Source organism: Flavobacterium sp. 270 (assembly GCF_004368785.1).
Lineage (GTDB): Bacteria > Bacteroidota > Bacteroidia > Flavobacteriales > Flavobacteriaceae > Flavobacterium.
Map to the genome: position 1 here is coordinate 592261 of NZ_SODM01000001.1, position 25082 is coordinate 617342.

At 35.5% G+C, this 25082-nt stretch carries 23 protein-coding genes and 1 pseudogene; 6 read left to right on the top strand and 18 right to left on the bottom strand.

The annotated features are described in order from the left end of the window. Positions 1-208: 208 nt before the first annotated feature. Complete coding sequence (locus EV144_RS02560; protein ID WP_134145880.1) at positions 209-1222, bottom strand: zinc-binding alcohol dehydrogenase family protein; 1014 nt, start codon at positions 1220-1222, stop codon at positions 209-211. Between the two features lie 520 nt (positions 1223-1742). Here EV144_RS02560 and EV144_RS02565 point away from each other — a divergent pair. The 5 genes from EV144_RS02565 (at position 1743) to EV144_RS02585 (ending at position 5157) form a co-directional block, all read left to right on the top strand. Continuing rightward, positions 1743-2300 (top strand): GNAT family N-acetyltransferase, encoded by a 558-nt coding sequence (locus EV144_RS02565; RefSeq protein ID WP_134145882.1) that lies wholly within the window; start codon positions 1743-1745, stop codon positions 2298-2300. Between the two features lie 5 nt (positions 2301-2305). Continuing rightward, on the top strand, positions 2306-2479 hold the full coding sequence (locus EV144_RS02570) for a LytTR family transcriptional regulator DNA-binding domain-containing protein (RefSeq protein ID WP_262712218.1): 174 nt from the start codon (positions 2306-2308) through the stop codon (positions 2477-2479). A gap of 273 nt (positions 2480-2752) precedes the next feature. Further along, a complete protein-coding gene (locus tag EV144_RS02575; protein WP_134145884.1) occupies positions 2753-3589 on the top strand; it encodes a sulfite exporter TauE/SafE family protein in 837 nt (278 codons plus the stop codon). Between the two features lie 4 nt (positions 3590-3593). Next, entirely contained in the window at positions 3594-3983 is a 390-nt protein-coding gene (locus EV144_RS02580; protein ID WP_243854601.1) for a DUF1634 domain-containing protein, read from the top strand. Between the two features lie 151 nt (positions 3984-4134). Continuing rightward, positions 4135-5157, top strand: coding sequence for an LLM class flavin-dependent oxidoreductase (locus EV144_RS02585; RefSeq protein WP_134145888.1), 1023 nt, complete (start codon positions 4135-4137; stop codon positions 5155-5157). Between the two features lie 228 nt (positions 5158-5385). Here EV144_RS02585 and EV144_RS02590 read toward each other — a convergent pair whose 3' ends face one another. The 11 genes from EV144_RS02590 to EV144_RS24440 form a co-directional block, all read right to left on the bottom strand. Next, on the bottom strand, positions 5386-7818 hold the full coding sequence (locus EV144_RS02590; protein WP_134145890.1) for a TonB-dependent receptor: 2433 nt from the start codon (positions 7816-7818) through the stop codon (positions 5386-5388). Positions 7819-8180: 362 nt separating this feature from the next. Next, complete coding sequence (locus EV144_RS02595) at positions 8181-8918, bottom strand: SDR family NAD(P)-dependent oxidoreductase (RefSeq protein ID WP_134145892.1); 738 nt, start codon at positions 8916-8918, stop codon at positions 8181-8183. 5 nt (positions 8919-8923) lie between these two features. Beyond that, positions 8924-9850 carry a DUF5996 family protein gene (locus EV144_RS02600; RefSeq protein ID WP_134145894.1) on the bottom strand — a complete coding sequence of 309 codons (927 nt, stop codon included), beginning with the start codon at positions 9848-9850 and terminating at the stop codon, positions 8924-8926. A 33-nt stretch (positions 9851-9883) separates the two neighbouring features. Continuing rightward, positions 9884-10804: an alpha/beta hydrolase gene (locus EV144_RS02605; protein WP_134145896.1), complete on the bottom strand. Its 921-nt coding sequence runs from the start codon at positions 10802-10804 to the stop codon at positions 9884-9886. Positions 10805-10871: 67 nt separating this feature from the next. After that, the gene (locus EV144_RS02610; RefSeq protein ID WP_134145898.1) at positions 10872-11879 is read right to left on the bottom strand and encodes a bestrophin family protein; all 1008 of its coding nucleotides are present in this window, start codon (positions 11877-11879) and stop codon (positions 10872-10874) included. A gap of 23 nt (positions 11880-11902) precedes the next feature. Then, a complete protein-coding gene (locus EV144_RS02615) occupies positions 11903-12346 on the bottom strand; it encodes a carboxymuconolactone decarboxylase family protein (protein WP_134145900.1) in 444 nt (147 codons plus the stop codon). An 85-nt stretch (positions 12347-12431) separates the two neighbouring features. Then, entirely contained in the window at positions 12432-12788 is a 357-nt protein-coding gene (locus EV144_RS02620) for a YciI family protein (protein WP_134145902.1), read from the bottom strand. Between the two features lie 38 nt (positions 12789-12826). Continuing rightward, complete coding sequence (locus tag EV144_RS02625) at positions 12827-13015, bottom strand: hypothetical protein (protein WP_134145904.1); 189 nt, start codon at positions 13013-13015, stop codon at positions 12827-12829. A 29-nt stretch (positions 13016-13044) separates the two neighbouring features. Beyond that, positions 13045-13926, bottom strand: coding sequence for a pirin family protein (locus EV144_RS02630; RefSeq protein ID WP_134145906.1), 882 nt, complete (start codon positions 13924-13926; stop codon positions 13045-13047). A 198-nt stretch (positions 13927-14124) separates the two neighbouring features. Then, positions 14125-14880 carry an SDR family oxidoreductase gene (locus EV144_RS02635; RefSeq protein WP_134145908.1) on the bottom strand — a complete coding sequence of 252 codons (756 nt, stop codon included), beginning with the start codon at positions 14878-14880 and terminating at the stop codon, positions 14125-14127. A 440-nt stretch (positions 14881-15320) separates the two neighbouring features. Next, on the bottom strand, positions 15321-15566 hold the full coding sequence (locus tag EV144_RS24440; RefSeq protein ID WP_410501172.1) for a helix-turn-helix domain-containing protein: 246 nt from the start codon (positions 15564-15566) through the stop codon (positions 15321-15323). Positions 15567-15663: 97 nt separating this feature from the next. Between EV144_RS24440 and EV144_RS24445 the strand changes: the two genes are divergently transcribed. Continuing rightward, positions 15664-15756, top strand: a complete 93-nt coding sequence (locus EV144_RS24445; protein WP_410501173.1) for a hypothetical protein — start codon at positions 15664-15666, stop codon at positions 15754-15756. Here the strand turns inward: EV144_RS24445 and EV144_RS24315 are convergent. The 6 genes and pseudogenes from EV144_RS24315 to EV144_RS02665 all read right to left on the bottom strand — a co-directional run. Continuing rightward, positions 15753-17945 (bottom strand): annotated as a pseudogene (locus tag EV144_RS24315) (sigma 54-interacting transcriptional regulator); the annotation flags it as partial. The gene EV144_RS24445 and the pseudogene EV144_RS24315 overlap by 4 nt on opposite strands. A 175-nt stretch (positions 17946-18120) precedes the next feature. Beyond that, positions 18121-19098: a glycoside hydrolase family 43 protein gene (locus EV144_RS02645; RefSeq protein ID WP_134145911.1), complete on the bottom strand. Its 978-nt coding sequence runs from the start codon at positions 19096-19098 to the stop codon at positions 18121-18123. 178 nt (positions 19099-19276) lie between these two features. After that, the gene (locus EV144_RS02650; RefSeq protein ID WP_134145913.1) at positions 19277-20452 is read right to left on the bottom strand and encodes an aldose epimerase family protein; all 1176 of its coding nucleotides are present in this window, start codon (positions 20450-20452) and stop codon (positions 19277-19279) included. Between the two features lie 47 nt (positions 20453-20499). Beyond that, positions 20500-21522 (bottom strand): family 43 glycosylhydrolase, encoded by a 1023-nt coding sequence (locus EV144_RS02655; RefSeq protein WP_134145915.1) that lies wholly within the window; start codon positions 21520-21522, stop codon positions 20500-20502. 314 nt (positions 21523-21836) lie between these two features. Then, the gene (locus EV144_RS02660) at positions 21837-23651 is read right to left on the bottom strand and encodes a glycoside hydrolase family 2 protein (RefSeq protein WP_134145917.1); all 1815 of its coding nucleotides are present in this window, start codon (positions 23649-23651) and stop codon (positions 21837-21839) included. A 257-nt stretch (positions 23652-23908) separates the two neighbouring features. Continuing rightward, entirely contained in the window at positions 23909-24940 is a 1032-nt protein-coding gene (locus EV144_RS02665) for a glycoside hydrolase family 43 protein (RefSeq protein ID WP_134145919.1), read from the bottom strand. Between the last annotated feature and the right edge of the window lie 142 nt (positions 24941-25082).

Here is a 25082-nt window from a genome sequence, read left to right on the forward strand (position 1 = left end):
TTTTTATTTCACTCAAAGATACAGAACTAATTTTGGTTGTAATTTTTTCAGTCTAATTTTTTGAATTGCCTCTAGCTTTATCTGGAGGAAAAAAAATATCGAATATTAAAAAGGCTTTAGCCGAATATAAGTTTTGGCTAAAGCCTTTTTCTGACTTTTCTTAAACCTCCAGCTGAAGCAGGAGGCTATTAAAAAAAAAATTCGACTTTTAAAACTTTATCGCAATCTTACCAATTGTAGTTCCGGATTCTAACTGTTGATGTGCTTTTTTGAAATTTTCAACAATAAAACCGTTTAAGGTTTCTTTTAAAGTATGTTTTAAAATTCCCTGATCTAATAAATCGGCAACTTTATTCAAAATAACATGTTGTTCCTGAATATCATCGGTTTGATACATTGATCTTGTGTACATTAATTCCCAAGAAAAAGAAACACTTTTACTTTTTAGTTTATTCAAAATAACCGGTTCTGCACTTCCTGTAATCGATGCGATGTGTCCTTGAGGTTTGATCAATTCCACTACACTGTCCCAATAACTATTGATATCTACAAAATCGAGTATAAAATCTACATATTCAAAACCGCTTTGTCTTACATTTTCGACTAAGTTTTTATGATCCACCACAAAATCAGCACCTTGTTCTTTGCACCAAGCCACAGTTTCTGGTCTTGATGCCGTTGCAATTACGGTTAAGCCTGCAACCTTTTTAGCCAGCTGAATCGCGATCGAGCCTACTCCGCCTGCGCCGCCAATAATCAAAACCGATTTTCCTTTGTCTTTTTCTGCGCTGATTCTGATTCGGTCAAACAAAATTTCCCATGCTGTTAAAGCCGTTAATGGTATTGCAGCAGCAGCTTCAATGCTTAACGATTTTGGTTTTCTGCCCACAATTCTTTCGTCGATAATCTGATATTCGGCATTAGAACCTTGTTTGGTAAGATCGCCTGCATAATACACTTCGTCGCCAACTTTAAATAATTTTACATTTTCGCCAACAGCTTCTACAATTCCTACGGCATCCCAGCCAATAATTTTCGGGGTTTCCAGAACTGTATCTTTTGCAGCGCTTTGTCGTATTTTAAAATCAACCGGATTTACAGATACAGCACTTATTTTTACTAATAAATCCTGTGCTCCCGGCGTTGGTTTTGAAGTTTCAAATTCGATAAAACTTTCTTGTTCTTCTATTTTTAATGATGTTTTAAATCCTATTGCTTTCATTTTTATAACTTTTAAGTTTAAAATTCTATTACAAAGATAAGTAGTGTAAAAATCTTAAAATTGGTATAACTTCATTGTATATTTGTATAAGTTCGGCATTTTTTTGATTTTAGATTTTAGAATGTAGATTTTAGATTTTTGCATACTTAACTAACACAAAGCTTGTCCTTCTGAGCGGAGTCGAAGGACACGCACTGTATGGATTCAGCATGAGATCCTTCGACTCCGCTTAGGAGGACAAATGAGAGTCTCTAGTAAAATTGAATTTTTGATTGAAATTGATTTTTTTCTAACACATAGAAACATAGTTTTTTTTTAGAAAAAAAATAAAAAAGAGTATAAAAAGAAACTAGTTTCTCAAACATAGCTATGTGTTTTCAGATAAAATGAAATACCTTTTTAAAGACAAACAAAGCTATGTCTCTATGTGTTAAAAATTATATGATATTGGATTTTAAATTATTTTTTGACAGAACGGAAACTTGAAACCTGAAACATCAAACCTGAAACAAATTATAAAATGAAAATAAGAAAAGCAACTTTACAAGATTCATCTCCTGTCTCAGTCCTTTTACTTTCTGCTATGGAAGAAATTATTTATTCCTTTTTGGGTGCTAAAGATTATGCGCTTGCTTTGGACTTTTTATATCATTTTGTTTCAAAAGAAAACAATCAATATTCGTATCAAAATTGTTTTGTTGTAGAGGAAAATGATACCATTATTGGAGCGGTAAATATCTATAACGGAGAACGATTGCATGATTTAAGAGCGCCAATTGTGGCTTATTTTAAAGCAAATTTTAATCCCGATTTTACTTCGGAAGATGAAACACAAAGCGGCGAATTTTACATCGATTCTCTGGGTGTTGATCCCAATTATCAGGGAAAAGGAATTGGCTCAAAAATGCTGCAATTTTTGATTGATGAATATGTCATTAAAAACAAACAAACTTTAGGTTTATTGGTAGAAGAAGCGAACCCGAATGCGAAGCGATTGTATTTGCGATTGGGTTTTGAAGCTGTCGGTCATAAAACTCTGGGAGGAAAAAGTCTGGAACATTTACAGCTAAAAGCCTGATTGTTATTTTCTTTAAAGTAAACCGAAAATATATCCTCAACAGAAAACATATTCAGGAAATTGTAAAACATTCAAGCCAGAAAATAGAAATCCTTTTAAATGTTTCACTTCCTGATTCTGAGCCAATTATTTTGAGTAAAAAGGAGATTAATAATTTTAAGAATTGGTTGGATTCTTAGTCTGTGCTAAAAATGTAACATCTATAAATTAGAACACTGATAAAACGGATTCGCTACCTCGAAGACGAGGCTTTTTATTTCATGCAGATTTTGCAGATTAAAATGGATTTTTAATTAAATCCGCTCAATCTGCAAAATCTGCGTGAAACTAAATAACAAGTAACAGAATAAAAAATTTACTAACGTTTTCGTGTTTTTAAGGATTTTTTAAGCTCCTAATTTCCCCCCAAACAAATATCAATTCGTAAATTAGCCAAAACAAAATTTATTCGCATGACTATACTTACGTTTACTTTGATTATGATTCTTGGTGCTTTTTTAGCAGGTTTTATTGGTTCATTATCAGGTTTAGGCGGCGGTATTATAATTATTCCACTTCTTACTATTATTCTTGGGGTTGATATACATTATGCAATTGGAGCTGCTTTGGTTTCTGTTATTGCAACCTCATCGGGTTCGGCTGCAGCGTATGTCCGCGAAGGAATCACAAATATGCGATTGGGAATCTTCCTTGAAATTGCCACCACAATCGGAGCCGTTTGCGGGGCTTTACTTTCTACAATCGCTCCTACTTCATTCATTGCCGTTTTATTCGGACTTACTTTGATATTTTCTGCTATAAATTCACTTCGAAAAAAGGAAGAACATATTGTTTTAGAGTCAAGTCCGCTTGCTAAAAAACTAAAATTGGAAGGAACTTACCCAACACACGACGGCGAAGTAGTTCATTACGGAACCAAAAATGTTCTTGGCGGTTTTACCATGATGGGGGTTGCTGGAATGATGTCGGGATTACTCGGAATTGGTTCTGGTGCATTTAAAGTTATTGCAATGGATAATATTATGCGAATTCCGTTTAAGGTTTCTACCACAACCAGTAACTTTATGATGGGCGTTACCGCAATGGCGAGTTCTGTAATTTACATTCAAAAAGGATATATCGAACCCGGAATTTGTATGCCGGTTGTAATCGGAGTTTTATTTGGCGCGATGGCCGGAGCAAAAATATTAGTAAAAACAAACCCTAAAAAATTAAGAATCTTTTTTGCCTGCCTGATTTTTGTACTTGCAGTAAATATGATTTATAACGGACTTAATGGAAAAATCTAAAGTTATGCAAAACGAAAAATTTGGAGAAAAAGATTTTCAAACCATTATTGGAAATTTATTACGCTATGGCGTTTGGACATCATTAAGTGTCGCTTTTATTGGCGGAATCGTATATTTAATTCACAACGGATCTCAAATCGAAGATTATTCGGTTTTTAAGGAAAACGATCGCAATATATTCGAAGTAATTTCAACAGTTTACAACGGAGTAATTCAGGGAAATGGAGAATATCTTATCTTTTTTGGAATTATTTTATTGTTTCTTACTCCTGTTTTCAGGGTTTTACTTTCGTTATTTTCTTTTTTATTAGAGAAAGATTATTTGTACGTTGTGATAACTACAATTGTAATCTTGATTATTATAACTAGTATTTCATTTGGGTTCTCTCATTAATTTTAGAGTTTAGAGTTTAGATTGTAGAGTTTAGATTGAAATTGATTTTTGGTATTGATTTTTGATATTGATTTTGAGATTTGATATTGATATTGATATTGAAAAATTTGGAATTTGGAATTTCAAAAATTGGAATTTAAAATAAAAATGTATGGAAATAGGAATAGACAGCTTTGCCTCTGCACTTTACGGAGATAACAATACGCTGAGCAGTGTTGACGCAATGGAACAATTGCTCCAGAGAATTGAGTTTGCCGATCAAGTGGGACTTGATGTTTTTGGAATTGGCGAACACCATAAAAAAGAATTTCTGGATTCTGCAACTGCTGTGATTTTAAGCGCCGCAGCAGCGAGAACAAAAAATATACGATTGGCGAGCGCGGTTTCTGTTTTAAGCGCTGCAGATCCGGTAAGAGTTTATCAGAGTTTTTCGACTTTGGATTTAATCTCAAAAGGAAGAGCTGAAATCGTAGCCGGACGTGGTTCTGCAATAGAAGCGTATCCGCTTTTTGGTTTTGATCTGAAAGATTATGATGCGCTTTTCAGCGAAAAATTAGATTTACTATTGCAGATTCGTGATAATGAATTTATTACTTGGGAAGGAAAATTTCGTCCCGCTTTGCACAATCAGCCGGTTTATCCTAGAGCCATACAGGAAAAATTGCCAATTTGGTTAGGCGTTGGCGGCACTCCTGAAAGTTTTGTGAGAGCAGGTTCACTTGGTCTGCCTTTGATGGTGGCTATTATTGGCGGACAAACACATCGTTTCCGTCCATTAATTGATTTGTATCGCGAAGCCGGAAAAGCTGCCGGATACAAACCAGAAGAACTTAAAGTTGGAGTACATTCTCCTGGATATGTTGGAAGTACTACCGAAAAAGCAATCGAAGATTATTATCCCGGATATGCAGAACTTTGGACAAAATTAGGAAGAGAACGCGGATGGCCACCAGTAACCAAAGATAAATTTGATGGTCTTATTGATGATCTTGGTGTTTTAATAGTGGGAAGTCCGGAAAGAGCTGCAGAGAAAATTTTACGTCACAGCGAAGCGCTTGGCGGTATTTCGAGATTCACATTCCAAATGGATAACGCAGGTCTTACACATACGCAATTAATGAATGCTATCGAATTAATTGGAACTAAACTGATTCCTTTAATTAGAAAAGGATAAGTTTTCGCCAATCCCGATAGTTATCGGGATCACAGATTAAAAGGATTTCTTTTTTATTCAAGAAAAATATCTGCTTAAATCTTTTTAGATCTGCGTGAAAATATTTGCCACAGATTAAACGGATTTTTTTAGATTTTAAATAAAATCAATCTTCATAAAAACAAAAAAGCATACGAACTAAATCGTATGCTTTTTTTATGAATTGTAATTTTTCAACTAAAACAATTCTTAGAATTTATAAGTTACTCCAACTCTAAAGTTTCTTGGCTGTTCTGTCTGCCAGTAATAAGCATTTAGGTAAGAGTAATAAGAACCGCTGTAAAGGTATTTGTCAAGAATATTAAATACGTTTGCAGTAAATTTCATTTTTCCTATTTCGTATGATAAACCTCCGTCTAGTTTGAAATAAGTTGGAAGTCTTTCGATACCAACACTCCACGTATCTGTCTGACGTCCTGCAAGGAAAGTTCCTCCAATAGAAGCGCCTAATCCTTTTAGTTTACCATTTTGAAGACTATAATTTAACCATGCATTTGCAACATGTTTAGAATATCCAGGAACAATATCTCCTTTCATGATTCCCGTTGCAGCAGAAACTGCAGGATCAACTTTGTTTACTATAGATTCTGTAAAAGCGTAGTTCGCAATTACATTAAAACCATCAATAATTTTTCCTCTTACGTCAAATTCAAAACCTTGAGCTCTTTTTTCTCCTAAAACTACACTATATTGTTCTCCCGGACTGTTTGCAGGATCAGAAGTAAGTTCATTTTTCTTTAAGATACTGTAAGCAGCAAGTGTAGTACTCCATGATCCGTCAAACCAATCTTTTTTAATACCAACTTCCATATTGTTACCTGTAAGCGCTTTTACATCATCACCATTTTTAATAATACCAGATTGCGGTGTAAAAGCCTGATCGTATAAGCCGTAAACAGCTAAATTATCTGTTAATGAAACACTAAGACCAATACGCGGTGTAATATGAGAATCTGCAATTGGAGCACCGCCCCAACTTGCCTGACTAATCCAAGTATATCTTCCTGCTATTGTCAATCTTACTTTATTTTGGAAAAAACCAACTTCTTCCTGCATATAAGCTGCGGCATATTCAGAACTCATAAGACCGCCAGCAGCTGCAGCTCTAACACTTAAAGGCGTGTCGCGGTCAAAGTTTGGTAATCCATTTGCTGGTATACCATAGTATGGATTATTTACATTAAACGGATTAGCTGGTGTATCTAAATCATGAGATTGTCCCCAATCTGCCATGTAATCTTTGCTTCCTAAATCTACACCCCCTAAAAGTTTATGAGTTATAGAACCAGTATTAAATTTTCCGTTAAAAAATATTTGTCCTAAGTACATATTACTTTCAGAATCCCAGATGCCCACATTTCTAATGATTTCTCCGGTACCAATTGTACCAGTTGGAGTTGTTGCAGGTCCAACAGCACTTGGCCAAGAGCTGTATCCTTCTTGCAAATATTTAAAATATGTTGTTTGTGCAGTAAGTTTCCAGTTATCATCAAACCTATGTTCAAAAACAAGGTAACCACTGTGATCGTTTATTTTTGTATCAGGAAGACCTGGCTGCGTCATTGTAAAATCTACAGGAGTAGTTGCATATCCGCCTCCATCAGCTCCAAAAACATAATAAGAACCAACCTCTGTCATATTAGCCATTTGGTAATTGTATTCTAAAGTAACTTTAGTTTTATCATCAATCTGATAAGACAATACCGGAGCGATTACATAACGGTCATTGTGCTCAAACGGTCTGTGAGATCCTTTCTTTTGGATTGCACCATTAAAACGGTATAAAAATTTACCTTTTTTATCAAATTTACCGTCAAGATCAATGCTTGCTCTGTAAAAATCATAGCTTCCTGCCATTACAGTAGCTTCACCTTTTGTAATTCCGGTTGGTTTTTTCGTCACCACATTGTAAAGTCCGCTTGGGTCACCGCTCGAAAGCATAAATCCAGCTGGTCCTTTTACAAACTCAATATGATCTACAAAACTCATGTCTTCTGTAAGCGGACCCCAGAAAGAAGATACTACGTTAAATCCGTTACGGAAAGCCTGAATCTGAGAACCACGCATTGTAATATTAGTGTACATATCTCCCCAGTGCTCTAAACGAACAGCACCACTCACGTTACGAATTACTCCGTCGCTCATGCTGATAATCTGCTGATCTTTTAAAGTCTGACCGCTCACAATCTGAATATTTTGCGGAATCTCTAAAACTGGAGTCTGCAAACGTAAAGACAATGATGGCTTATCTTGTTTGTATTTATTTTTGGTAATAACAACCTCATCAAGATCTTCCTGATTTTCAGAAAGTGCGAAGTTTTTTGTAGTAGTTTGTTTTGCAGTAACCACAATATTGTCCTGCATTGGCTGAATACCTACTGCGCTTATGGCGATTACATAGCTTGCAGGTTTTACATTTCTAATTTCATAGTGTCCATCTTCATTTGTAACGGCACTATATTTTGTTCCTTTTAGCGCTACAGAAACTCCTTCTGCAGGAGTATTACCGCTCAAAGTTACTTTTCCAGTTACTTTACCTGTATTTTGATTTTGTCCAAACATCATTATTGATGTCAAAAAAAGTACAAAAAAGCAGATTTTTTTAATGGTTTTTATATTCATTTTGGTAAGGGTTTTGAATTTCTGGGGCAAAAGTAATCTCAAATACCTTGTTAACCTAATTATTTTTAACCATTCTAAATAAAAATAAAATATTATGAGAAATTCTCTGAAAAAAAATCGGGTATTCTAAAAATTAGGCTTGTTTACTGATAATAATTATACGTTTTAAAGCGATATTTTCTTTTATGAAGTCGAAAAATGTGTAATTATCACACTAAAAAGCATAAAAAAAGATGCCGAAGCATCTTTTTAACAAATATACCATACTCTTTCGGCTAACTTTATTGGGAATAAATTAGTCAGACTTATTAAGTTGATAAATTTGGGGTTTCTTATGAATAAAATATTGCTACGATTTCATATTAATGGTTTAATGCATGTCCAGCACCTAAACCACCGTCTACATGAATAATTGCACCAGTCGTAAACTGACTTTTAGCTACCGTAAAAACCATAGCTGCGATATCTTCTACTTCTCCTATTCGGTTCAATAGATGTACCGATGCGTTTTGATCTGCATTTCCGTCATGCATCGGCGTACGAATTACGCCCGGCGCGATAGTATTAACACGAATATTGTTTTTTCCAAATTCTGCTGCAAGGTGAAAAGTCAATCCATTTATTGCCGCCTTACTTACCAATTGTGCGGCGTGAGCCATTTCTGTAATTCCGTGGTTTACTAATGCAGAACCAATATTGATCACAACACCTTCATTTTGTTTGACCATCTGTGCAATTGCAGACTGTGTTGTAAAAAAAGTTCCTTTGAGATTAATATCCAGAAAACGGTCTAGATACGCTTCATCTACTTCTAGAAACGGCTTGGTTTCAAAAATTCCTGCACTGTTTACCAATACGTCAACCGATCCGAATTTTTCAAGAGCCACTTTTACCATTTGATCTCCGGTAGTTTTGGAACTGATTTCACCTACAACCATCGCTATATTTTCACCTGCACCCAATTCATCAAACGCTTTTTGCAATTTTGCTTCGGTTGCAGAACTAATCACCACATTATCTCCTCTTTCTAAAAAATATTTCGCTACTCCTTTTCCAATACCAGAAGAGGCTCCGGTTATTAATACAGTTTGTTTTTTCATTTTATTTAATTAATGTATTTAAATTCTTTCTCTAATTCGTATAAATCATTGTCCCATTTTGCTGCGCCTGCGCCCAGTTGATAACAGCTTCTTAAAAAATCTAGTACCATTTCTTCTGGATTTTCCGACTGCTGTACGGCAGAATACGGCAAAATAAACTGACCTATGTCTTTATTATAATAAGCCTGTTTGGGCATAATTTTTCCGGTTTGAAATGCTGGCGGTTCCGGATAAATGTAGCAATAGAATGACGCATCGGGAACCGTTTCTGTTCCTGTCCAGAATCCAAAATCCATGAGCTCATGGCTAAATGCATCCTGCAATACCCAATTGGGTAATCCCGGAACTTTTCCCGGATGTTTTGGTGCTTTTCTGCCAGAGAAAAAAGCCATGGCTAAATCAAATCCGCCCCAGAAAAAGTGAATCGGGCTCGCTTTTCCTGTAAAATCCTTTCTAAAAGTCATAAAAACAGACTGAATATTAAGCAAGGCATTGTGCATACTGCTGGCATGAATTGGATGATATGTTGCATGTATCCTATCGGTTTCAAAAGGAATCGGGTTTGCCACTTCTGACGGAATCGTCATGATATTCAAATCAATATTTAATTCATAAAGGAATTCGAAAATCTGTGCATAAAAATCGGCTACAGCCAAATTATAAAGTGCAAAGTGTTTTGACCTCCCTCTGCTTGTAGTAATCCTTAATTCGTGTTCGACCAGATCAATATCAATCTGAAAATCAAAATCTTTATAAGGCATTGGTTGTGTTGTAAGTCCAAAAGCCGTAACATGCAATGTAATATTCCATGAATGGTTTGCCCATGCAAGCGTTGCTAGTTTTATTTTTCCTAAAATCTGAGTATACATCTGAAGCGTTTCATACGTCGCTTTTTCGTCTGCGTATGAAAGTTTTGGCCATTTCTGTTTCATAATATTTTTATTGAAAGTTTACAGTAATCAATCCTATAGTATTGTAGTTCTATTTTCATTTTCAAGAGCTATTACAGCTTTTGTAAGTAGTCCGTCTTCTGTCATAAATTCACGAAGAATACTAAAATGATTTGCTTCTGAAATTATGAGTGCATTACCTTTATTTCCGGCATTTTTCCAAGCTTCTAAATAATCAGAAGATTGGGTTATGAAAGCTTCTGTTTCCTGTGCGCCCCAAGCTGCAATTAATGGTATTTTGCTTGAAACAATTAACCGAATGGGACTTGAAGAAAGAATTTGATCTGCTGTAATACGAATTGCGGGCTGAACAAAAGTGCGTGAAACAGGTTCTAAATCAAAAAGACCGCTTACTGCCAGTATTCCTTTAACTGTATTTTTAGGTAGTCCATAATCTGACCAATTTGTCGTTGCTGTCATTGCTGCGAGATGTCCGCCGGCTGAGTGTCCTCCAACAAAAATTCGTTCCGGATCGCCGTTAAATTTTGAAATATTCTGGCTTGTCCATCCAATTGAGGATCGAATCTGCCTTACCATTTCAGGAATATTTACTTTTGGAGCAAGCTCATAATTTACTATAACTACAGTAAAATTAGCATTGGATGCGCCCATTGCCACAAAATCGTAATCATCACCAAGTCCAATTTTCCAGTAACCTCCGTGTATAAAAATAAAAACCGGAGCTCCTGATTCTTTTGCAGGATAAACTGTAAGTCTTTCCATTAATGTTGGGCCGTAAGCAATTACAGTTTTGTTTTTAAGAATTCTTCGCGCCTCTTCACTATTTCTAGTATATTCTTTAATATAATCGGGAAAATCTGAAACTGCTTTTTCAACATCATAATCAGCATCAAGCTGTTCTTGAGTGACATACTTACCATAAAAATTATTGTTTGGAAAATTAATTCCCTTTGAAACTTGGTGATACTTTTCCATAACTATATAGATTTATTATTGGTGTTTTTACTGATTTTAAAGTGCAGACGAAAATTCAGAAGTTCTTTTATAAAATAATATCGTGCTGTGGTTTTCGTAATTCTGGCAATTTTATTTCTCCTAACATTTCCCTTAAGTCGATTTCTATAATCTTGCATATTTTAGAAATCGGAACATCATTAGGACTTCCTTCAAATGGATTTTCTGTGCTTTCTCCAACTTGTCCTAAAGAAGTGTACATCCAGGAAATTATCACACTAAACGGAATGACGAGCCAAACCATGTTTCCGTGCATAAAACCGCTGATGCTTTCGTTGAGTTTATCAAATTCTTTTAATAATCCAAAAGGCAGCAGGAAACAAAATAACTGCACTAATAGTGTATTAATTATGGCATATTGCCTCGGATATGGAGAATCTTTTAGTTGTTCGCTTCTTCCTTGCTGTGTATACAAATCTTTGATTGTTCTCTGAAAATCTACAAACTGAAGTACAACAATTTCCTGATTATCATAAAGTTCTTTCAAGGTTTTGCTTTGAAGTGCTAATAACTGAGAAGCTTTATTTTTGGTCTTTAAAATGTATTCTAATTCCTCTGAAGAAAGCAGTTTTGACAACTCATTTTCCAGACTACTTTCTTTTTCGGGAATGGTATAATATTGCTGATATTCTGCATTTTGCTTACGATATGTCGTTTCCCATATTCTAAAAGAACGCATTTCATAACGCAAAGCCATAAGCCATGCAATATGACGATAAACAAGCAATTTTGTTTTTTCTGGATTGTTGAGAAAATCCCGGCTCATAATTCCCCATGATCGGCTTATATTTAAAATAGAAGTCCATGTTTGCTGCGCTTCGAGCGTTCTGTTATAAGTTTGTGTATTTTTAAAACCTACAATAAAAGCCGTTGCCGTTCCTAATAAAGCTACAACTGTCCAGGAAATACCAATCCATTTTAAATCAAAAATTTGATATAAAAAAACGGGAATTACACTCATTATCAATAACAAGTAAATACTTTTTCTTGTCCAGATAATAAATTCCAAAAGCTTATATGATTTACCTGTATACATTGTATTCTTGTTTTAATTGTAATCTAAAATTTAGGCTGCATTTTAAAACCTACGCCAATTCTGTTCCAGGTATTAATCACTGTAGCAGCCATAATGATTTTTACGGTATCTGTATCTCCAAATACACTAATGCATTTTGAATAAAGTTCATCACTTAATCCATCTTCATGAATTAGTGTAATGGCTTCTGTAACTTGCAGAATCAATTGTTCTTCTTCTGTAAAATGATCTGTAGCTTCTTTCCAGACTGCGACCAAATTTATTTTTCTGGCATCAATTCCCAACAAAAGCGCATCCTGTGTGTGTTTATCAAGACAAAAAGCACAGCCGTTTATATGCGAAGCTCTGATTTTGATCAATTCCTGATACCATTTATCAATCCCGGATTCTTTAATAACTTTATCTAGTTCGTTTAATGCTTTAAAGCCTTCAGGGTATGATTTTCCTATAAATAATCTTGAACTCATGCTATATAATTTAAAAGTTAATTTTAATTCATTCAATAAAAAATAAGCATGCCTTTATAAAGCCAAGACATGCTTATTAAAAGTCTTAAGCCAGAGGAACAGACATACGAACCTCTACAATTGCTCCGTATTGAATAATCGGGCAAGCTTCTGCAATTTTTACTGCTTCATCATAATCATTTGATCGAATAAGGAATAAACCTCCTATAGATTCTTTTCCTTCAGCAAAAGGCCCAGAACTTACCGTGTTTTTCATTTTTCCGTGTTTGATAACTCTTCCGTCTAAATCCCAACGCTTTGGCGGTGCAACTAGTTTATCTTGTGCCGCAATACCGGCAATCCATTCCTGATAAGGTTTAATTGCTTCTTTCATTTGTTCTGGTGTTGGAACTGGTTTTTCGCTTGTTAGATCTCTGTGGATCACTACTAAAAATTCTTGCATAATAATTGTATTTAAATGTTTATAAAAAATTGATTTGTTTAAAATATAGACGAATAATCTTCATCCTCTTTCTCTTCAAAAGGCTGTTCATGCATGTTTGTTTCATCCAGTGATTCACATCCGTCTGTCGTATCATGATGGTGATAATCTATTTCGCCTTCAGCTTCATTACTATAACCTGCTGGTTTTGAAATACCCAGCAATCTAAAAAAATGGATCAGTTTCATAATTCAGGTTTTATTATTAATAAATTTGTTTAATGAACCGGCTTGATTACTTTTCTGGTTTCGCCTGCCACTTCTATAAAGCCCATTTTTCCGTTTGTATAATCTTCTTCGGCTTTTAATAAGGCGTCTTTTGAATTCATCACCATTGCTCCTTTAGAAAATAATGCTTCGTGCAACGGTTTTCCGGAAATAAAGATCAATTCGCAGTTTGTAATGGCGATAAACTTTAAAGGTTCGGCAGAATTAGAATTCGCTGCCGCCATGATCATTCCTTCCTCAAGTTGTGTAGTCTCCTGATTTGTTGCAAAATCAAAAAGTCCCGAAATAGCAAAAACAGTTCCCGACCATTGTGCCGGCAATTGATGCGAAAATTCTTTTCCTGCTTCTAAGAAAATATGCAGCAGCGTAAGCGAATCTGGCGTAGCGGTTTTATTCACCATATTTCCAGATTCCCCAGTTACAACTCTCACACGCACACCTTCTTCTTTTATTTCTGGTATTTTAGAATTTTCGATGAAAATGCTTTTTGGATCATCTTGTTTATTTGCTGCCGGAATATTGACAAACAATTGTAAACCTTCTACAGTGGCTCCTTCGGGAACAGGAAATTCTGAATGTACAACGCCTTTTCCAGCCCAGGTCCAGAGTAAACTTCCCGGAGTAATCATAATATTATTTCCTCTTGAGTCTACACTGTGATAAGCTGCAGAATCTTCAAAAACATAACTTATTGCAGACATTCCGGCGTGAGGATGCGGGCCAAAAATGTCATGCGTCAATTCAAAATGATCAAAACCGATAATAGGATCCATAAGTCCGCCCACATCTTTTGATCTTGCTTTTCTGGCAAAAAACTGCTCATCTCCCTGTACATCAGGCATGATAACTTCTGATAGTATTAAATTGCTCATAATTATTTTGATTAAGGTTAAAAAAATTGCGCCGTGCCCGCTGTTTTGCCGTGTTGTTGATCAGATTTCGCTTTGCGCTGACGTAGGGATTTTATATGAACGAACGGGTGGAAAGTGCATGCCCATTACAACCGCCTCGACAAACTGCCTACCCGTCATCTTCGTTTCAACGGGCATCGAAGCCATTTAAGATTTTAATTATGCTCTTTGCGGACGGTTTGGAAACCATTCCTCAAAAGTAATAGCACCAAGTTTTGCTGTTTCTGCCGGAACCAAAGTAAGTTCGTCCAGATGTGCTCCAAAGTATAAAGCATTTTCATCTGAAATAACTTTAAGCGGATTATCCGTTTTAGTTAAATAGGTTTGCAAAAGAGCTGAAAGTTTGAAACGTTCCGGTCCTCCAATTTCTACAATTCCGTTTGAAGGATTACCCAAAGCAAGATCAACAACCATAGAAGCCACATCTTCTGAAGCGATTGGCTGAATTTTGGCCGGAGAAATTGTTACGCTTTCGCCTTCGTGTGCAGAAGCAACGATACCGCCAAGAAATTCCATAAATTGTGTAGAATGAATAATGGTAAAAGGAACTCCCGATTTTTTGATTAAATTTTCCTGAGCTTGTTTGGCTCTAAAATAACCGCTTCCCTGCAAACGATCTGTTCCTACTACAGAAAGTGCAATGTGGTGTTTTACATTGGCGTTGATTTCTGCTGCCAATAAATTTCTGCCCGAAGTTTCAAAAAATTCCAAAACCTCTTTATCTGCAAAAGATGGTGAATTTGCCAAATCAATTACAATATCAGTATTGGTCACTGCTTCTGCAAGTCCTTCGCCTGTAATAGTGTTTATTCCTGTTGATGGCGCTGCCGATATTACGTTGTGCCCAAGATCACGAAGTTTGTTTACTACTTTTGATCCAATTAATCCTGTTCCTCCAATTACTAAAATTTTCATGTTTTCTAATGTTTAAATGATTATTATTTGACTTCATGTTGTAATAGCCAATTGTCGTGCCATTCATTTAATTAACTAAAAATCAATTAGTTACATTAAAAAACGCATTTAGAATTTCATTTCATAAAGTGAAATCATTTTGGCTTTCACTATATATAGTGAAAGAATCGAATTTTTGATTTTTTACTATTGATGAAACAATCAGAAAAGCAAAATGCCCAACATTTTTTTCAAATCGTTGGGCATTTTTATATTTTAATGATGAATTGCCTCCTGCTTTAGCTGGAGAGGTACTATTTGATATCTTAAGATAAGGCTTTAGCCAAACTATCGAGAATTAGGCTAAAGCCAACTCAATATTAATTCATATTAACCTCTAGCTAAACCTAGAGGCAATTCAATTCTCTGCATTATCTTATTGAACTTAATAGACTATAATATTAGAAATAATCTGATTTCGTAATTAAAAGTTTTTTCATTTTTGAATGAAGTGTATTTCCCGGAATATCCAAAACTTCTGCAGCACCGCCAGCTCCGGAAATTTTTCCGTTGCATCTTTTTAAAGCGCTGATAATAAAAGTACGTTCCATTTCTTCCAACGTTTTACTAAAGATATTTTCTTCCTCATTATTTTTTTCTGCTTTTTTCGGAAGATATACTTCACGCAAAACATTGTCTGAAGCCATAAGAACGCTTCGTTCAATAAGATGTTCCAATTCTCTCACATTTCCCGGCCATAAATAGCTGTGCAGCTGCTGGATCGCTTTTGGCGCAATTCTGCTTATGTTTTTACCGTTATTTTTACTGTATTTCGTAAGAAAAAAATTAGCCAATGCTTCTACATCTTCCATTCTTTCGCGCAATGAAGGCAGGTAAATCGGGAAAACATTTAGCCTGTAAAAAAGATCCGAACGAAAACGGCCTGCTTCTACTTCTTCTTCCAGATTACGATTTGTAGCTGCAATAATTCGTACATCTACTTTCACCGTGTCCTTTCCTCCTACGCGTTCCAGTTCGCGCTCCTGAATAACACGCAGCAGTTTAACTTGTGCTTCTAGTGGCATTTCTCCAATTTCGTCGAGAAATAAAGTACTGTTATTTGCGAGTTCAAATTTTCCTATACGTCTTTCTGTGGCTCCGGTAAAGGCACCTTTTTCGTGTCCGAATAATTCGCTTTCGATCAAATTGGCCGGCATTGCAGCACAGTTTACTTTGATCATCAATTTATCTTTTCTCTGCGAAGCATTATGAATCGCACGCGCAATCAATTCCTTACCCGTTCCCGTTTCTCCAAGAATCAAAACCGTTGAATTAGAATCGGCAACCAGCGACATTAAATGATATACTTTCTGCATTTGTACACCACTGCCGATAATTTCACTAAAATTATAAATGTTTTTAATCTGCTCTTTCAGATAGACATTTTCATGTTCTAATTGTTGTTTGTAAAGCAACAATTTTTCATTGGCCTGAATATTAGCAATTGCAACAGAAATCTGCGAACAGATTCCTTTTAATATCGAAGGATCTAATTTATCTGCCAATAACCACATTGTGCCAACATTAGCATTTCCTACTTTTAATAAAGCGCCATAAGCATTTTCAAAACCAACTTTTTTCCAAAGCTGTGCAAAACCAGAATTGTTACGCTGTAATTCTTCCTCGGCATTAAAAACCAAAGCACTATTGCTTTTAATAACCTGAGCCGTATAAGGTTCGTGAATATCCAATTTAATTGATTTCATTTTATCAAAATCAATTTCTGCCTTTATAAACAGCGATTTATCATACATAAAAGGAGTAAGTCCAATGCCATCATCATCAAAAATATTAAGCATCGCCAGCTTAGTGTCCAAAAGATCACGAAGAACGTTTATAATGGCAATTTCTAAATCATCTTTGGTTCGTACGCCTGCAATTTCATTACTAAACTGCAATAAAACCGATTGCTCATTATTTTTATTTAATAAAGATTCGTTGGCCATAATATTGGATAATGCCGTCGAAATCTGCGAACAAATTCCCTGTAGCAACGAAATATTGATTTCCTCAATCGCCAGCCATAAAATCCCCAAAGAAACGTCGCCATTACGAAGCGCAATCCCGACCATTCTTTTAAAACCTAATTTTTTCCAAAAGAAAAGATATTTAGACGTTATGCCGCGATCTATTTCTATATCTACATTAAACAGTAATGGAATATAACTATCTAAAACCCGATTCTGCAATCCGTCATTAATAGGAAATTTAGATTCAGACACTTCATGCAGCACAGGATCGTCTGCGGTTGTTGCACTGGTATCATGAATGTACGAACTCATTGTAAGGCCGTCATCGTTTATTTTACGAATAACGTATCCTCTTAATGGATTTATTTGTGTTAATGCCGTTTTTACTGCAAGTGCAAGATCTTTTTTGTTTCTAACTTCTGAAATATCATTACTAAAATCAAGCAGAAACGATTTTTCGGCTTCTTTCTTTAATAGTTCTTCATTTTTGATAATATTAGAAACTGCAATAGAAAGCTGTGGTGCGATACCATCTATAACACTGCGAAGTTCCTGCGTAAAACTATCTTTTTTAGTGGCATAAATATGTACAAAACCAAATGGTTTATCTTCGTTCCATAAAGTTTTCATTAATGTTTCCTTTATACCGCCGCGATCATTAACTCTTAAATATTCAGGACTTTTAGGCGTGTCTTTTACCTCTTTAAGAACAAAAGAAATCGCCGTTTCAGATTCCAGCACCCTTTTTATAAAAGGTTCATCCAGAGTAAAATGAGCTTTTTGTAATTGAGAATAAGTCTCTCGATCTAAAATGGCATCTGCATTTGAATCCAGCAAAAAACCAGCATAGGTTTTATCTTTTTGATCGATAAGTGTAATTGTAATATGAGAAAAATTATAAAGGCTTTTAAGTCTTTTGGCAAAAAGAAAAATCAGGTCTTTTTTCTCCCTTACTTTGGTTATATCCTTCCCTAATTCCAACAAGATTGTTTCTTCCTCTTTAAGGAAAACCTTTTCAGCATTGGCTGAATTCTCTGTTGTTTTGGCTTTTTTCATTTAGTGAAGTTCTTTTCCGGATTTTTTGTTGGCATAAATATAATCAAACTCGCGCTAGTGCTAAACTTTATGTAATATCAAATTGTATTTTTTTGTATTTAAGGTATATTCTTGTAAGCAAAAGAGACCATCAAAAACAATTTTGATGATCTCTTTTATTTATAAAAAACCAATTCTATTTTTCGAATAAAGAAAAACTTTTACTGTCGGCTTTTATCGCATTTCCTTCAAAACTAATATCGATAATTCCTGCTTTTCTTGGCGAAACTGCCGAATTATTAAAATGAGTATGCAAAACATAATGCATTTTATTGTCTTTATCCCAGAAAACATCGCCATGACCAATTCCGTTTTGATTGGTATTTTTTCTGCTGATAATCGGACTGTCTTTTGATTTTTCCCAAGGTCCTAACGGACTTTTACTCGTAGCGTAACCAACCGCATAATCTGGATTTCTAAAATCGTTTGCCGAATAAATTAAATAGTATAAACCGTTGTGTTTTAAAACCGTCGGACCTTCTGTAACAGGCCAATCTGTATTTTGAGTATTTTCCCATTGCAACGTTCCGGAAATACATTCGGTTAAAGTTTCTGATTTTATGGTTTGAAGATCATCGTTTATTTCAGCCACAAAAATTCGGTTCCCCTTCGTTAAACGTACATGATACAAGTATTTTTTTCCATCTTCATCTATAAAAATAAACGGATCAATTTGGTTTCCGGTTTCAATAATCGGTTTTTTAGATTCGTTTTTAAACGGCCCATGCGGACTGTCGCCAACAGCAATTGCAATATTTTCATTTGCTGTATAAATCATATAAAACTTCTTATTGTATTCTAAAACCTGTGGCGCCCAAAAACCTTTGTCTCCAAAAGAATCTCCTTTTTTTAAAGCCAAACCATTTTGTGCGCCCGCAGGTTCGCTCCATTTTTTTAAATCCGAAGAAGTGTACACCAAAAATCCATTTCCGTTTTGAGGAACATCTCCTGTTGTGGTTCCATACAAATAATAAGTTCCTTTGTTGTAAAAAATAGTTGGATCTGCTAAAAATATGTTTTGTTTTTGTGGTTGATTATTGACTTTCGAATCTTTTTCCTGCGAACAACAGACAAAAAGACAAAAGAAACTTATTGTGGTTAGGTATTTTTTCATTTTGTACATGGTTTTAGAATTAATTTAATGTAGTTTTTGTCTTTTCGACGGAGGAGAAATCGCATTAGAAACTCCACAAAGATGAGCCAAACTCCACGGAATTACGAATGCGATTTCTCCTCCGTCGAAATGACAAAAATGATGGCAAAAAATGCGTCGAATAACTTATAAATCATAATTAATTAGAGAACTGATACAAAGAAACCGTATGATACTTCTCCCCTTTCTTCAAAACAATCGGTGCAAATTTCGGCTGGTTTGGAGCATCTGGAAAATGTTGTGTTTCTAAAGCAAATGCTGTTCTAAAATCATCTTTTGCACCCGATTTAAAAGTATTTTTAGACTGCATAAAATTCCCGCTGTAAAATTGCAATCCTGGTTCTTGCGTATAAATATCTAACGTAATTCCCGATTTATCGCCGGAAATAGTTGCTGCGTGATTCAGTCCGTTTTCTTTTGTTCCGTTTAAAACATAATTATGATCGTAGCCTTTTCCGAATTTCAATTGCTCGTCTTTCGTTTCAATTCGTTCGCCAATGGTATGTTTTGAAGTAAAATCAAAAGGTGTATTTTTTACTGATTTTAATTCTCCTGATGGAATCAAACCTTCATCAACCGGAGTAAATTCATTTCCATAAATCTGTAATTTGTGATTTAAAATCGTCCCGCTTCCTTCTCCATTCAAATTAAAAAAGGCGTGATTCGTTAAATTTACAACCGTAGTTTTATCCGTTGTCGCTTCATATTCCATTTTAATAGTTTGATTGTCTGTCAAAGTATAGGTTACTTTTACATTCAATTTTCCCGGAAAACTTTGCTCACCGTCAGGCGAAACGTAGGTCAAAACCAAAGTGTGTTCATCGGTTTTAGAAGCGTCCCAAACTACACTCTGAAAACCTTTTACGCCTCCGTGCAAAGCATTTTTTCCGTTATTTAATGGCACTTGATATTGTTTTCCTTCCAAAGTAAACTGCCCTTTTGCAATACGATTTCCAACTCTTCCAATTGTTGCGCCAAAATAAGGTTCTGTCGAATTAATGAAACCTTTTGCGCTGTTCATCCCGACAACAACATCGGTTTGTTTTCCGTTTTTATCCGCAACCCAAAGTCCGACCAATCTTGCGCCGTAATTGGTGAAAGCGGCTTTTATACCTTTATTTTCAATCCAATATAAATTGACTTTTTTACCGTCGACGATTGTATCAAAATTTTTGGTTTCTAAAACAGTCTTCACTGAATCTGTTTTTATTTCTTTTGAAGTTTCTGTTGAAACAACTTTTTCAGTTTTATTATCTTTACAATTAAATTGAAAAAGTGATAAAAGTAAAACTCCTGCTATTTGAATATTTTTCATTTTTATGTCATTGCGAGGAACGAAGCAATCTTCCTCTAGTTAGTATATTATTTTGAAGGAATGACAAGCTTAGTGGTTTCGCTTACTGGTTCTCCCAAAACCGGAAATCCGTTAGCATCCCAGCTTATTTTTTGCATTCTTGGCGATCTTTTATTGCCACAGCCTTCTCCCGGATTTGAATTGGCATGATACAAAATCCAGTCTTCTTTTCCGTCCGGCGATTTAAAGAATGAATTATGTCCTGGCGCATAAACTTTATTTTCAGCCGATTGTTTAAAAATAGGTTCAGCTGATTTTTGCCACGCTTTAGCGCCTAATAAATTATCATAGCCATTAAACGATAATAAACCTAAAGCATAGAAATCTGTCCAGCATCCGCTTGCCGAGAAAACAATGAAAATTTTACCGTTATGTTCCAGAAACTGCGGGCCTTCGTTTACATTTACCTGCGCAGGATTTACATCGTCGTGCAAAGCGCCGTGTGTTTCCCAATCGTTTGTTGGCGAAGAAATCAGAATACGATCGCCTTCAATTTCCAGCGGATTTTTCATTTTGGCAATGTAAATGTTTTGCTGTCCGTTGGTATCGCCTTCCCAGCCCGCCCAAATCATGTACAATTGTTTTTTGTATTCAAAGACATTTCCGTCAATTGCCCATTTATCAGTTTTGGCAGCAATTTTTCCTTTAAAATCCCATTTACCTTTAAACGGATCTGAAGTTTTATTTTCTAAAACATACATTCTGTGGTTGTTGTTATCGCCATTGTCTGCAGCAAAATAGCAATACCATTTTCCGTTAATAATATGAAATTCCGGCGCCCAGATTTCAGCCGAATATGCGGTGTTTTTTGGTGCTTGCCAAATCACTTTACTTTCTGCATTTTTAAGATCAGAAAGGTCTTTGGTTTTCCATAAAACCAATCGATTTCCTAAAGTATTGGTGTAGTAATAATAGCCTTTGTAATACGTAGAATACGGATCTGCGCCCGAAGCCAAAATTGGATTGGAGAATGTTTTTTGCTGTGCGAAACTTATTGTTGTTAACAGTAAAAGAATTAGGTATTTTTTCATTTTGTATTTTTTATTGTTGGGCATTTTTTTTTAACACATAGAGACATAGTTTTTCTTTTGTCAATAAAAGGCATTTCATTTGTTTGAAAACACATAGCTGTGCGGTAAGCTTTGTCAAAGTTTAAAACTTTGACAAAGCTGCTTAACTCTAAAAACGCACAGCTATGTGTTAGAAACTAGTTTCTTTTGCATTCTTTTTATGCAATCCAAAAACCTATGTGTTTAATTTTCCCGCTGATTTTGCAGATCAAGCAGATAAATTCGATTAAAAAAATCTGCTAAATCTGCTAAATCTGCGAGAGAAAAAAAAATATTTATTTTGAATTCAAAGCATCAATAACTTCTCTATTCATCTTACTCACTTTCTTAAAATCCATTTTATCCGCTTTTCTATCGTACGTCATAAAACCATTTACTTCGCCTTCAACATCTGTGGTCTGTGTGTAAACCGCTGCCGAAAATCCAGATTTTACAAAACCTTTTAAAACATTCGCATACTTGATATATTCGTTGGTAACTTCATTTTCATTTTTGAATTTAATGTAGCCCCAATTATTATCAGTTCTCCACAAATGTCCTTCGAGCGGTAAACCAATGCCTCCGTATTCGCCTAAAACCGTAACTCTTCTGGCATCATATAAATACATCTCTGGCCCTGGATAATTGTGTAAATCTAAAATATCTCCGGTTTGGAAATGATTTCCGCCGCTTGAAGAATTCGTCAATCGGCTTGGATCGTGATTTTTGGTCCATTCTGTAATTTCGACCGTTTTAAATTGTCCCCAGGCTTCGTTAAACGGAACCCAAACTACAATACTTGGATACGAATACAAATGATCCATAATTTCTCTCCATTCTTTTCTGTAGATTTCTTCTGATTTTGCAGAACGCTGTAATTCTGTTCCGTCAAAGTATTTTTTGTTTTGCCAAATCGGCTGATCGTCACCACTTGGCATATCCTGCCAAACCAAAATTCCCAATTGATCGCAATGCGTGTACCAGCGTTCCGGTTCGACTTTTACGTGTTTACGAATCATATTAAAACCTAATTCTTTGGTTTTGATAATGTCATATTTCAAAGCTTCATCAGTTGGCGCTGTGTATAATCCGTCTGGCCACCAGCCTTGGTCTAAAGGACCGTACTGAAAATAATCTTTGTTGTTCAACTGCATTCTCATAATGCCATTTTGGTCTCTTTTAGATGAAATCTTTCGCATGGCAAAATAACTTTTTACCTCATCAACTACTTTTCCGTTACTGATCAAACTAATTTTTGTCTGATATAAAAACGGACTTTCCGGCGACCACAATTTTGGATTATTCAGAATAATGTCTGCGCTTTCGCTGATAACAGTTTTTTCTTTTGCAATTTCTTTTCCGTTTTCTAAAACTGAAACTTCGATTATATCGCCTATTTCTGCTCCGGCAACTTCACTTTTTATGCTAATTGTATTTTGATCAATATTGGGAGTTGTTCTTAAATTTTGAATGCTTTTTGCGTTTACCGGTTCTAACCAAACGGTCTGCCAGATTCCTGTTACGGGCGTGTACCAGATTCCTTCTGGATTTTTAACTTGTTTTCCTCTTGGCTGTGGACCATCGTTAGACGGATCCCAAACTTTTACAACTAGTTTTTGAGTATTTCCTTTTTTGATGAAAGGCGTAATATCAAATGAAAACGGCGTGTAGCCACCTGTATGCGAACCGACTTTTATATCATTTACATAAATTTCTGTTTTCCAATCTACCGCACCAAAATGCAATAGGATATTTTTTCCGTCCCAATTGGCATCTAGATTAAAATTGGTTTCGTACCAAAGTTCGTTTGCTGCGCCTACATTTTTCATTACGCCAGACAAACTAGATTCTACGGCAAACGGAACCAAAATTTCTCCATCGTATTTGGAAGGTGCCGTTTTTCCTGCTTCCTGAATGGCGTATTTCCACAAACCATTCAGGTTTTTCCATTCGCTTCTTTCCATTATCGGGCGCGGATATTCTGGCAGAACTTTGGCTGGATTTACTTCCGAAGCCCATTTTGTTTTTATCTTATCACCCTGAGGTTTCCATTGCGCATGAGAAATACATACTGCAAAAAGCGCTAAAAATATTATTCCGTTTTTCTTCATTCTATATGTTTTATGCGTGTTTAAAAAACATTGCAATTATTTTCTTCGACTTTAATAAATTACCAGACTGTCTTACCACAGAACAGTCTGGCAATTGCAAACTAACTTAACTAACCAATCTTCATGAGTATTTAAACTCGTAAGCTTTCTTTTTTTTAAACCATATAAGTGATATAAGTTCATTTTAGTTTACGTACTATATCAAACCCCGCTTAATATGAACTTATATCACTTATATGATAAAAAATTTCATGTTTTTATTTTTTTACGGTCAAGCCGAATTTACTCACCAGCTTGTCGTATTCATTTTTAGAAATTGTAATCATACAGCCGTGGCGTACTTTTTCCGGGAAACTGTATTTGTCCCAGTCTGAGAAAAAAGTGTAACCTGAAGCTTGGAACCAAGGGCCGTTTAGATTATCAGCAATTGATAATCCGTAGGAAACTCCCGGATATTGTTCGTAATACAGGTACCAAATTTTATCGTCTGGCGACGGAATCAGCATTGGTGCTTCTCTAAAATTTGGACTTATCGATTGTTGGGGCAAAGAATAAGGCCCTAAAAGGGATTTTGATTTGGCAATTCGAATCGTTTTTCCGGTTGTCCAATACAAAGTTGGATAGGTTTCGTCTTTAATTACAGCGTAGTAGGAATCGCCGACTTTACGAATAAAAACATCAATTGTTCCCATATCCCAATCAAACAAACGTTTTGGATTTCCTTCGAAAGTTTTTAAATCTTTAGACAAAACATACAAAGTTCGCTGACTTGCCCAATAACGTTCGCCATCTTCTTTTGTTCCTTCTAGATGCGGCGTGTGCCATGTCATGATGAACTTTCCTGATGGTTCGTCGTAATACAATTTTGGCGCGCCAATTCGCTGTAAAGCATTTGAATAATCCGGTGTACTTTTTAAATCCGGGATATAATCGGAATGCTTTTTCCAGGTAATCAAATCATCCGAAACCCAAATATTGATTGTTTTGGCGTCGTCTCCTGTATTTCCTGCGATGTAATATTTTCCGTCTGGACCTTTGCAGATATCGGGATGTCCTTTATAATCTTCAAAAACTCTTTTTCCATTGTTTAGATTTTCCCAATGCAAGCCGTCAAGACTTACAGAATAATATAATCTTCCGTAATCTGTGTGAGTCATGTGCGCAAAAAGATAGGCTTGGTTTTTAGGTTTTTCATTTCCTTTTACCTGCCCCGGTGGGTCGGGTTGCTGCGCTTTCGCAGAAAATGCAAACAATATTGTTATTGCTAAAAGTTGTTTTATTTTTTTCATTTTATAAAAGATTAAAATGTTTTTTTGCCACGAATTACACTAATTTTTTGCCACTCCCGATTGCTATCGGGATTCACAGATTAAAAAGATTTTTTTATTCTCTGTGCCTGTGTTGCTCACTGATGGGACAGATTAAACGGAT